Here is an 11,148-nt window from a genome sequence, read left to right as displayed (position 1 = left end):
GCAGGACGCCTACAAGGCGATGGTCGATGAGGCGACTGACCGTCTGGCCAACGCGCAGGAAACCTATGTCAACGAGCCCGGCCCGGTGGACGAGGCGGCCAAGCTCTTGTCGGACATGGTGGCGATCGGCGACCATATCGGGCTCTCGGCGAACTGAGCCACAGGTCCGTAGTTGCTGGGTGAAAGGGCCGCATCGCGCCAGCCCCTTTCAGTAAATGATGCACGTGAGAACACGCAGTGGGCTCGAAGCGTAATGACCGCTTCTAGCCCACTTTGACAGTCACTGTCATGCTGCCAAAGGGCAGCTATTGCCCCAATTCGAAGGAGTCTCAAAAGTCGCTATATCTTTGACGAGCGACCGACGTCATTTCTTCATAACTCGAAAACACACGCGCCGCACCGGCCTCTTCAAGCCTTCTAGGGAGTCCATCATCTGCGTGACTTCCCCCCGCGAATCCCCAGACCTCCATGCCCGCAGATCGAGCTGCACGGACGCCGTTGACGCTGTCCTCAATGACCAAACAAGCTGCGGGTTCAGCGGCCATTTTTTGCGCCGAAAACAAAAATAGGTCCGGGTCAGGCTTTCCGCGAGCAACCTGTTCACCAGAGTAAATATGCGGCCCAAAGAAACGTTTCAGGTTTGTCTTGAGTAATTTAAAGTCTAGGGCAGCTATTTCGCTGGAAGATGCGACAGCAATCTTTCCTGTTAGATCAGTCAAAAAGGGTCCAACTCCCACCATAGGGAGGAGTTCACGTTCGAGGCGCTCAGATGCTTTTGCCTTCATGATTTCAGAATACCCAGCTGGAAACTGACCAAGCCCGCGATCACGATAGTCACGCTCTAATTCCTTGTAAAAAGCAACGTCTGGTAGTCCGATAAATCGATTGCGGTACTCTACATCTTCGTAGATGAGGCCGATGTCTTCTAAGCATTCGCGATCTACAGCTAGGTATATGGCTTCTGAGTCGACGAGCACTCCGTCGCAATCGAAAATGACCGGTGAAGATATCACTTACTTTTTCCTCATACGTACATGTTCGGACGGGATTTAGATACGGCACGTAACAAAAGTACGACGCCGTCAAATGAGTACAGTTTTTATGGCTCCAACTCTCCAAAATTGAAAGCGGCCTTCGGCGCAGGCGCAGCGAAAGCATACTAAGTCCCGCATAGCTGTCATCGTGGCGCTTTGCGGTTAAGGTCCGGTGAGAGTCCAGACTGTCGATTGCGTTAGAAGCGAACCTCGGCTTGGCTGGCCTGGAGCGGACATAGAACCCCGACAGAAGGTGCTGCGTGATCGCAGGGCCGGGGACTGGCGATGCAACGCTCGTGGCGGGCTCTTTATGCCAGCCAAGTCATTCTAAACTCGACACGTTGCGCACCCTATCAAATCGCCAGGCCGCGGGACGGCCCGGCGATCGCGCGGCACCTTCGGTGCGTTTCGCGCGGGATGCGGCAAAGGCAGCTTAAGGCCAAATGGCCGACCTTGATCCCGACTTTCACCAAGAGCCGCTTCGTCCCGCACAGCCGACAGTCATCGCATCCACCTACCGAAGAAATCTTCGGAGGCTGGATCTTTGTCACCGTGTTGCCCCGAACGCCTCTCAGCTCTGCGCTGCACCATTTATTGCAAAGGGCTGGCGCATCGCGGCCCTTTCTTTCTTTTTCGGTTCTCAAGCCTGCCAGAATTCCGTAATAATTCAAGCAGGATAGCAAAGGCGCGCGCATGCAGGTATTCATCAATCAGGCCATCGGCGTGGATCAGGGGGACGATGTGCTGTTCTCGGATTACGAGGATGGCGGCACGATGTGGACCGGCGCCGGCGCGCGCGAGCGGCGCAAGAAGATCACCTTTGCGACCGAGTTCAAGGACGAGCCCGTCGTGCATGTCTCGATGTCGCTGTGGGATATGGACAGCGCGACCAATGCCCGCGCCGACGTGACTGCCGAAAAGATCACGCGCACAGGGTTCGACGTGGTGTTCCGGACATGGTCGGACACGCGTGTGGCGCGGGTGCGGGTGCGCTGGCTGGCGATTGGCGCGGCCTTTCACGAGGATGACTGGCAGGACGTCTATTGAGGGGCTGTCAGCCCGGTCCCGTTTTCGCTTTACTTCGCATCGCTCTGTGGCAGTGAGGGGAGGATGAGACACGCCTTGCCACATATCCGCGCCGGTCAGGTGGTGGGCCTTCTGGGCGGGTCGTTTGATCCGCCGCATGCCGGCCATCTGCATATCAGCCGCGAGGCGCTGCGCCGCTTTGCGCTCGACCGGCTGTGGTGGTTGGTGAGCCCCGGCAACCCGCTCAAGCCGCATGGGCCCGCGCCGCTGGCCGAGCGGATGGCGGCGGCGCGCGCGATGGTGGATCATCCGCGCATGGCGGTCACCGATGTCGAGGCGCAGGCCGGGACACGTTATACCGCACAGACGCTGATTGCGCTGCGCCATGCCGCGCCCGGGGTACGGTTCGTGTGGCTGATGGGCGCCGACAACCTGGCACAGTTTCATCGCTGGCAGGATTGGCAGAGCATCATCGAGAGCGTGCCGGTGGGCGTGCTGGCCCGCCCCGGAGAGCGCATTTCGGCGCGCATGTCGCCCGCGGCGCAGATCTATCGCCACGCCTGCCTGCCCGCCCGGGCAAGCCGTCTGCTGGGGCGGGCAACGGCCCCCGCCTGGTGTTTCGTCAACGTGCCAATGATGGATATTTCCTCGACCGCGCTGCGCGCGCAGGGGGGCACTCAGACGGGTCGTAAAACGTGATACGGCGTGCGCCGAATCGCGATTGCACCGCGCGGCGCGCTGCGTTTAACTCGGGCGCATGAGACAGCGATTTTCCAGACGTCTGTTCCTTGGTGCGGCCCTGTCGGGCATGGCGGGTGCGGCCCTTGGCGGGGCGCCTGCCATCTCGCTGCGCCCGGTGGCGCGGCCCGGTGGCGGCGCGGCGCGGCTAGCCCCGAGCGTCGAGGCGCTGGTTGCCGAGGCGCAGCTATCGGGGCGGGTGGGCTATGCGGTGGCGGATGCCGCGAGCGGGCAGGTGCTGGAAGAGGGCGACGGCGCCACCGGCCTGCCGCCCGCCAGCGTCACCAAGGCGGTGACGGCGCTCTATGCGCTCGACACGCTTGGGCCCGCCTACCGGTTCGAAACCCGGCTCTTTGCCACCGGCGTGCTCGAGGGCGGTGTGCTCAAGGGCGATCTGATCCTCGCGGGGGGCGGTGATCCGACGCTTGATACCGATGCGTTGGCGGCGCTGGCGGCGGGGCTTAAAAAGGCCGGTGTTCAAGAGGTACGTGGGCAGTTCCGCGTCTGGGGCGGGGCGGTGCCGTTCAAGCGCGCCATCGACGAGGGCCAGCCCGAGCATGTCGGCTATAACCCCGCGATTTCGGGGCTGAACCTCAATTACAACCGTGTGCATTTCGAATGGAAGCGCGCGGGCGGAAAATATACCGTCTCGATGGATGCGCGCACCGCACGTTACCGCCCCGATGTGACCGTGGCACGGATGCAGATCGCCGATCGCAGCGGGCCGGTCTACACCTATCGCGATGCGGGCGGGCGCGACGACTGGACGGTGGCGCGCGGTGCCCTCGGCAATGGCGGCGCGCGCTGGCTGCCGGTGCGCAAGCCGGAGCTTTACGCGGCGGAGGTCTTTGCGATCCTTGCACGGTCGCAGGGCATTGATCTGGGCAAGCCCGCGATGCAGGATGACGCGCCGCAGGGCGGAGTGATCGCGACCCATCACAGCGCGCCGCTGCGCGATATCCTGCGCGATATGCTGAAATATTCCACCAACCTCACCGCCGAGATGGTGGGCCTGCTGGCGACCGCGCGGCTCAAGGGACGCGCCGTGCCGCTGGCGCAATCGGCGCAGGCGATGAACGACTGGGCGGCGCAGCGCCTCGGGATGACCGGGGCCGCGCTGCGCGATCATTCGGGGCTGAGCGATCGCTCGCGATTGACGGCAGCGGCGATGGCGAGGGGGCTGGCGCGGGCGCATGACGCGGGGCTGTTGCGGCCGCTCTTGCGCGAGCACCGGATGCGCGACGCGAACGGGCGCGAGATGCGCAATCATCCGGTCAAGGTCGTGGCCAAGACCGGCACGCTCTATTTCGTCAGCAGCCTTGCGGGCTATGTGCGCACGCCGCAGGGGGCCGATTTGGCCTTTGCCATCTTCACCGCGAGCGATAGCCTGCGCAGCCGGATCGACCCCAAACGCGACGAGCGCCCGCCCGGAGCGCGCGGCTGGAACCGACGCTCGAAGCGGTTGCAACAGGCCCTGATCGAGCGTTGGAGCGCGGTTTACGGTGGGTAAACCTGGTGGATTCACCGGGTGAATGGGTGCCAGTCTGCCGCGTGTGGAAGGTGCCTCAGGGTTGGGAATGGCCTGGAGCGGACCTTTGGTGTTAACGAGATGAGCCGCGCGGTGCCCGACCGCCGGGTGGGCGCAGCAACCTTGGTGGACCGCACTTTATGCCAGCCAAACACTCCCGCGTTTTCACTGGCTTGAAACGTTGCAAAAGCGCCCGCCCGGTGGGGCGGTCGGGCGCTGCGCGGCGGTGCCTGCGGCACCTCGATTCCGCGCATTGGTCCTAGATGTCAACGGCAGCTTCAGGCCCCTTCTGCCGTTCACCCAACTCGCCTCTCACCCCCTCTTCCCAAACACCGGCGCGCGACCGGCCATGTTGGCGGCGATCTGTTCCATCTGGTCGGGCTGGCCGATCAGCGCCGCCTGTTCGCGGCTCTCCTCCATCAGCACCGCGTCCTCTCCCACGCCGCTCTCGGCCACGGCGATCAGCCGTTTGGCGGCGCGGATCGCCGACGGGCTGCGGGTGGCGATCTCTTGCGCCAGATCGCGCGCGGCGGCCAGCGGATCTTCGGCGATTTCCGTGACAAGCCCCCACGCCTCGGCCTGCGTGGCCGCAATTGGCCGGGCGGTATAGGTCAGCCGCCGGATCACGTCGGACCGGGTCAGCCGCGGCAACAGCGCCATGCCGCCCATATCGGGGATCAGCCCCCATTTCATCTCCATGATCGCCAGTTGCGCCTCCGGTGCCGCAATCCGGATATCGGCCCCGAGCGCAAGCTGGAACCCCGCCCCATAGACCGCCCCCTGCAGCGCCGCGATCACTGGCACCGGCAGGCGGTGCCAGACCATCGCCACCTCCTGAAAGAGGTTGGTATTGCCGTGGCTGCGCGGCAGGATCAGCGCCTCGGGGTCGCCCTTGGCGAGGGCGGCAAAGCTCATCACATCGAGCCCCGCACAAAACGACTGCCCCTCGCCCGAGAGGACGACGGCGCGGATATCGGCCTCGGTCAGCGCCTGTCCGGCGGCAACGATCGCCTCGGCCATCTCGGGATCGACGGCGTTGCGCTTGTCAGGGCGGGTCAGGGTGACATGGGCGATGTGATCGGTGATCTCGGTGGTGACACGGGGCATGGGCGGTCCTCCTTGGCCCCATGAAACACGGCCAGCGCGGCGCAGGCCAGCGGAACGTGGCGGCAGACCCTTGCAGCGCCGCGCTCCATCCCGTTAACTGCCCCCATGACCGGACCCCGTTACACATCCCTAGTCGAGAGCCTGCCCGCCAACGTGCCCTTCGTCGGCCCCGAGGAACAGGAGCGCGCGCGCGGCGCGCCCTTTGCCGCGCGTCTGGGCGCGAATGAAAGCCTTTTCGGCCCCTCGCCCAAGGTGCTTGCCGCGATTCGGGCCGAGGCGGAGCAGGTCTGGAAATACGGCGACCCGACCAGCCACGATCTGCGCGCCGCATTGGCGGAGCACATGGGCGTTGCGCTGGAAAACGTGCTGGTGGGCGAAGGGATCGACGGCCTGCTGGGCAACCTCGTGCGGCTGCTGTTGGCCCCCGGCGATGCGGTCGTCACCTCGGACGGGGCCTATCCGACGTTCAACTACCATGTCGCGGGCTTTGGCGGGGTGCTGCACAAGGTGCCCTATCGCGACGACCACGAGGATCTGGCCGCGCTGACCGCGCGGGCGCGCGAGGTCGACGCCAAGCTGATCTATTACGCCAATCCCGACAACCCGATGGGCACATGGGCGCGAGGGCAGGACGTGTGGACCGCGCTCGACGATCTGCCGCCGGGCTGCCTGCTCTGCCTTGATGAGGCCTATGTCGAATTCGCCCCCGGGGGCACGGCGGCAGAGGTGGCCGCAGACGACCCCCGCGTGATCCGCATGCGCACCTTTTCAAAGGCTTACGGCATGGCGGGCGCGCGGATTGGCTACGCGGTGGGGGCGGCGGCGCTGATCAAGAGTTTCGACAAGATCCGCAACCATTTCGGCATGAACCGCATGGCGCAGGCCGGGGCGCTCGCGGCGCTGCACGATGCCGACTGGCTGGCGCATGTGCAGGCCGAGGTGGCCCGCTCGCGCGACGAGATTGCGCGCATCGCCCGCGACAACGGGCTGGCACCCATCCCCTCCGCCACCAATTTCGTCGCCGTCGATTGCGGGCGCGACGGGGCGTTCGCCCGCGCCGTTCTGGCGGCGCTGGTGGCGCGGGGCGTGTTCGTGCGGATGCCCTTCGTGGCCCCGCAGGATCGCTGCATCCGCATCAGCTGCGGACGCGCCGACGATCTGGCGGTGCTGGCCGAGGTGCTGCCCAAGGCCCTGCGCGAGGCGCGCGGATAGCTGCGCGTCCGGGCCTGAACAGAAAATTTCACCTGACAGGGGCGATTCTTGCGGTACACTTCGCCCATGCGACGCGGAAACATGAAAGAAGCACCAAACTACACCAATGCCGCCCTCGTGATGGGGGCGGTCAATCTGCTTTGGGTGTTCATGGTGATCTGGGCGACACTCGGGTTTCTGGCGGTGCTGGTGACGGGCTTTGTCCTCGACAAGCTGATCCTGTGGTGCGCGCGCAGGCGGTCGGGCGGGGCCGCGCGCGGCTGAGTGCTGCTGCCACTGCCACCGTTACCGCAAACCGGCTTCACCCTGACGCCCCGACAGGCTAGAAGGCTGCCAAAGAAAAGGCAGGAGAGAGCATGTCCGAACCCGTCGTCCTGTGCATCCTCGATGGTTGGGGGCTGAGCGAGCGCACCGAAGCCAATGCGCCGCATCTGGCGCGGACGCCGAATTTCGACCGGCTGATGGCGACCTGCCCCAATGCCACGCTGATCACCCACGGCCCCGATGTGGGCCTGCCGCGCGGGCAGATGGGCAATTCCGAGGTGGGCCATACCAATATCGGTGCGGGGCGCGTGGTGGCGATGGATCTGGGTCAGATCGACCTGGCGATCGAGGATGGCAGTTTTGCCCGTAACGACGCCTTGCAGCGCTTCATTTCCAAATTGCAGGAGAGCGGCGGCGCGGCGCATCTGATGGGGCTGGTGTCGGATGGCGGGGTGCATGGGCATCTGCGGCATATCGTGGCCGCCGCCCGGGTGATCCGCGAGGCGGGGGTGCCGGTGATCCTGCATGCGATCACGGACGGGCGCGATGTCGCCCCGCGCTCGGCCCGCAGTCATCTGTCCCGGCTGATCGAGGACCTGCCCGACGGCGTGCGTATCGCCACCGTGACCGGGCGCTATTTCGCGCTCGACCGTGACAATCGCTGGTCGCGGGTGCAGGAGGCCTATGAGGCGATGGTGCGGGGGCAGGGCCTGCGCGCCGCCGATCCGCGCATGGCCGTGACCAATGCCTATGCCCGATCCGAGAGCGACGAGTTCATCGCTGCCACGGTGATCGGCGATTACCGGGGGGTGGTGCCCGGTGACGGGCTGTTCTGTCTCAACTTTCGCGCCGACCGGGCGCGCGAGATATTGCAGGCGATGGTCGATCCCGACTTCGATGATTTCGAACGCGGCGCGTTGCCCGAATGGGCGGCGAAACTGGGGATGGTGGAATATTCGGACGCGCATAACGCCTGGTTCGACACGGTGTTTCCGTCGCGCGATATCGTCAACACGCTGGGGGCCTGGGTGGCCGATCACGGGTTGCGGCAGTTTCATCTGGCCGAGACCGAGAAATACCCGCATGTAACCTTTTTCCTCAATGGCGGCAAGGAAGAGCCGGAGGCGGGCGAGGCGCGCTACATGGCGGCGTCGCCCGATGTGGCGACCTACGATTTGCAGCCCGAGATGTCGGCGGTGGAGGTGACCGATCATCTGGTCGGGGCCATTCGCGACGGCTATGACCTGATCGTCGTCAACTATGCCAACCCGGACATGGTCGGCCATACCGGCGATCTCAAGGCCGCGATGGCCGCCTGCGAAGCGGTGGATGCGGGGCTTGGCCGCGTGCTCGACGCGCTGGAGGAGGTGGGCGGTGCGATGATCGTGACCGCCGATCACGGCAATTGCGAGGTGATGGTCGATCCCGAGACCGGCGGGCCGCATACCGCGCATACGCTCAACCCGGTGCCGGTGATCCTTGTGGGCGGACCCAAGGGCGCGAAGTTGCGCGCGGGCGGGCGGCTGGCCGATCTGGCACCCACGGTGCTGGCGCTGATGGGATTGCCGCAGCCCGGTGAGATGACCGGCGAGAGCCTTTTGACATGAGGGCGCTATGGGCCTGCGTCATGGGGTTTGCGCTGGCCGCGATGCCGGTCGCGGCAGAAGAGCCATCGGTCGCGGCGCGCGCGGCGGCGGATCAGTTGACCCGGGCGGCCGAGCAACTGGCGCAGGCCGAGGGCGCGCAGAACCGCGTCAAGGCGCTGACGCAGGTGATCGGCGCCTATGAGGACGGGCTCGAGGCGATGCGCGAGGGGTTGCGCCGCGCCGCCCTGCGTGAACAGGCGCTGGGCGCGGAATTGCAGGCGCGCGACGACGAGATTGCGCAGCTTCTGGGCGTGTTGCAGACGATGGGTGCGGCCCCGGTGCCGGTGCTGATGATGCATCCCTCCGGTCCGGTGGGTACGGCGCGCGCCGGCATGATCCTGTCCGAGGTGGCCCCCGCGCTGGATGCCCGTGCGATGGATCTGCGCGACAAGGTTCAGGAACTGAGCGTGCTGCGGGCGTTGCAGCAAAGTGCTGCCGACAAGTTGCAGGACGGGCTGGAGGGCGTGCAGGCGGCGCGCACCGCGCTGAGCGGCGCCATGGCCGAGCGCACAAGTCTGCCGCGCCGTTTCACCGAGGACCCGGTCAAGACTGCGCTGCTCATTGCCTCGACCGAGACGCTGGAGGGGTTTGCGAGCGGGCTGAGCGAGATTGCGGTAGACGAGGTGCCCGGCAGCCTGCCGGAGATCACCCCGCGCAAGGGCAATCTGGCGCTGCCGGTCGAAGGGGTGATCCTGCGCCGGGCGGGCGAGGCGGATGCCGCGGGCATCACCCGTCCCGGCATCGTGGTGGCGACGCGCCCGCGTGCTCTGGTCACCACGCCCGCGCCTGCGACGGTGCGCTATCGCGGCCCCTTGCTCGACTACGGAAATGTGATCATTCTGGAGCCGCAGGCCGGGATTCTTCTGGTGTTCGCCGGGCTTGATGTTGTTTATGGTCAAACCGGTCAGGTCCTGCCCGGGGGCAGTCCGGTAGGCCTCATGGGAGGGGCGGGCGCGGACGGCGATCTGCTTTTGGCCGCAGATATGTCACAGGCGGGTGCCCAAAGAAGCCAGACGCTCTATATCGAAGTGCGTCAAGACAATTCACCGGTGGACCCGTTGACGTGGTTCAGAACCGACAAGGAAGAGTGAGACATGAAAAAATTCCTGATGGCCGCCTCTGTTGGCATCCTGACAGGGGCAATCGCGACGACACAAGTGGCGGCCCCCCTTCTGGCGCAGGAGAGCGAGAAATCGAGCAATGTCTACGAGCAGCTTGATCTTTTCGGCGACATCTTCGAGCGCATCCGCGCCCAATATGTCGAGGAGGTCGAGACCAAGGACCTGATCGAGGCGGCGATCAACGGCATGCTGACCTCGCTCGATCCGCATTCCAGTTACCTCTCTCCCGATGATGCCGAGAACATGCAGGTGCAGACGCGCGGCGAGTTCGGCGGTCTGGGTATCGAGGTCACGCAAGAGGATGGCTTCGTCAAGGTGGTGTCGCCGATGGACGGCACCCCGGCCGATCAGGCCGGGATCGAGGCGGGCGATTTCATCACCCATGTCGATGGCGAAAGCGTGCTGGGCCTGACCCTGAACGAAGCGGTCGACCTGATGCGCGGCCCGGTGGGCAGCGAGATCGTCATCTCCGTGGTGCGCGAGGGCGAGGCGGAGCCGTTCGACGTGTCGATCATCCGTGACACGATCGAGCTTACGGCGGTGCGCTCGCGGGTCGAGCGGGATGCGGTGGTGCTGCGGGTCACGACCTTCAACGACAACACCTTTCCCAATCTCGAAAGCGGTCTGAAAGAGCAGGTCGAGACCTTGGGCGGGATGGAGAACGTGAGCGGCATCGTGCTCGATCTGCGCAACAATCCCGGCGGTCTGCTGACCCAGGCGATCAAGGTGTCGGATGCCTTCCTCGACAAGGGCGAGATCGTGAGCACGCGTGGCCGTGATCCGCAGGATGGCGAGCGCTTCAATGCGACGCCGGGCGATCTGGCGGGCGGCAAGCCTATCGTCGTGCTGATCAATGGCGGTTCCGCCAGTGCGTCGGAGATCGTTGCAGGCGCCTTGCAGGATCATCACCGGGCCATCGTGGTGGGCACCAAGAGCTTCGGCAAGGGCTCGGTCCAGACGGTGATGCCGCTTCGGGGCAATGGCGCGATGCGCCTGACCACGTCGCGTTATTACACGCCGTCGGGCCGGTCCATTCAGGCGCTCGGGGTCAGCCCCGACATTGTCGTGCAGCAGCCGCCGCGCCGTGACCAGACCGAGGAAGAGGAAGAGACCCGGCCCGGTCGTTCCGAGGCTGACCTGCGGGGCCGTCTGAACAATGACAGCCTGAGCGAGGACGAGATCAAGCAGATCGAAGAAGACCGCGCGCGCGCCGAGGAAGCCGCCAAGCTGCGCGAGGAGGATTACCAACTGGCCTATGCCGTGGATATCCTGCGCGGATTGACGGTGATGGGTGGCAGCCAGCCCGAGTGACCGGCGCTTGATTGAAAGATGCGAAACCCCGTCCGCCTTGCGCGGGCGGGGTTTTGGTTTGGGGGGAATGGCCTGATGCGGTCATTGAGTGAAGTACCTGCGCGAAACGCGGCCAACGGGCCGCCGCGGAGAGGCGTGGCGCCCCCCCGCGCGGCGGGTTT

At 65.3% G+C, this 11,148-nt stretch carries 10 protein-coding genes and 1 pseudogene; 9 read left to right on the top strand and 2 right to left on the bottom strand.

All coding sequences use genetic code 11. The annotated features are described in order from the left end of the window. Positions 1-157 (top strand): annotated as a pseudogene (gene atpC, locus RID11_RS00520) (F0F1 ATP synthase subunit epsilon); the annotation flags it as partial. 172 nt (positions 158-329) lie between these two features. Here the strand turns inward: atpC and RID11_RS00515 are convergent. Next, on the bottom strand, positions 330-977 hold the full coding sequence (locus RID11_RS00515; RefSeq protein WP_502949324.1) for an HAD family hydrolase: 648 nt from the start codon (positions 975-977) through the stop codon (positions 330-332). 750 nt (positions 978-1,727) lie between these two features. Here RID11_RS00515 and RID11_RS00510 point away from each other — a divergent pair. The 3 genes from RID11_RS00510 (at position 1,728) to dacB (ending at position 4,308) form a co-directional block, all read left to right on the top strand. Then, positions 1,728-2,081, top strand: coding sequence for an H-type lectin domain-containing protein (locus RID11_RS00510; RefSeq protein ID WP_350134859.1), 354 nt, complete (start codon positions 1,728-1,730; stop codon positions 2,079-2,081). 63 nt (positions 2,082-2,144) lie between these two features. After that, on the top strand, positions 2,145-2,759 hold the full coding sequence (locus RID11_RS00505; RefSeq protein ID WP_350134856.1) for a nicotinate-nucleotide adenylyltransferase: 615 nt from the start codon (positions 2,145-2,147) through the stop codon (positions 2,757-2,759). Positions 2,760-2,817: 58 nt separating this feature from the next. Continuing rightward, complete coding sequence (gene dacB, locus RID11_RS00500) at positions 2,818-4,308, top strand: D-alanyl-D-alanine carboxypeptidase/D-alanyl-D-alanine endopeptidase (RefSeq protein WP_350134853.1); 1,491 nt, start codon at positions 2,818-2,820, stop codon at positions 4,306-4,308. Positions 4,309-4,638: 330 nt separating this feature from the next. On the opposite strand, the gene RID11_RS00495 is transcribed toward dacB, so the two are convergent. Further along, positions 4,639-5,433, bottom strand: coding sequence for a crotonase/enoyl-CoA hydratase family protein (locus RID11_RS00495; RefSeq protein ID WP_350134850.1), 795 nt, complete (start codon positions 5,431-5,433; stop codon positions 4,639-4,641). 105 nt (positions 5,434-5,538) lie between these two features. Here RID11_RS00495 and RID11_RS00490 point away from each other — a divergent pair, with 105 nt between their 5' ends. The 5 genes from RID11_RS00490 (at position 5,539) to RID11_RS00470 (ending at position 10,987) form a co-directional block, all read left to right on the top strand. Then, on the top strand, positions 5,539-6,645 hold the full coding sequence (locus RID11_RS00490) for a pyridoxal phosphate-dependent aminotransferase (RefSeq protein ID WP_350134848.1): 1,107 nt from the start codon (positions 5,539-5,541) through the stop codon (positions 6,643-6,645). Between the two features lie 81 nt (positions 6,646-6,726). After that, positions 6,727-6,909, top strand: a complete 183-nt coding sequence (locus tag RID11_RS00485) for a hypothetical protein (RefSeq protein WP_350134845.1) — start codon at positions 6,727-6,729, stop codon at positions 6,907-6,909. A 92-nt stretch (positions 6,910-7,001) separates the two neighbouring features. Beyond that, positions 7,002-8,516 carry a 2,3-bisphosphoglycerate-independent phosphoglycerate mutase gene (gene gpmI, locus RID11_RS00480; protein ID WP_350134843.1) on the top strand — a complete coding sequence of 505 codons (1,515 nt, stop codon included), beginning with the start codon at positions 7,002-7,004 and terminating at the stop codon, positions 8,514-8,516. Positions 8,517-8,536: 20 nt separating this feature from the next. Next, the gene (locus tag RID11_RS00475) at positions 8,537-9,646 is read left to right on the top strand and encodes a murein hydrolase activator EnvC family protein (protein WP_350134841.1); all 1,110 of its coding nucleotides are present in this window, start codon (positions 8,537-8,539) and stop codon (positions 9,644-9,646) included. Between the two features lie 3 nt (positions 9,647-9,649). Next, positions 9,650-10,987, top strand: coding sequence for a S41 family peptidase (locus tag RID11_RS00470; protein WP_350134839.1), 1,338 nt, complete (start codon positions 9,650-9,652; stop codon positions 10,985-10,987). Positions 10,988-11,148 lie beyond the last annotated feature (161 nt).

The sequence above is a fragment of the Roseovarius sp. genome (genome assembly GCF_040219995.1).
Classification (GTDB): domain Bacteria; phylum Pseudomonadota; class Alphaproteobacteria; order Rhodobacterales; family Rhodobacteraceae; genus Roseovarius.
The sequence above is the reverse complement of the archived record's forward strand: the minus strand, read 5'-3'. Positions and strand labels throughout refer to the sequence as shown.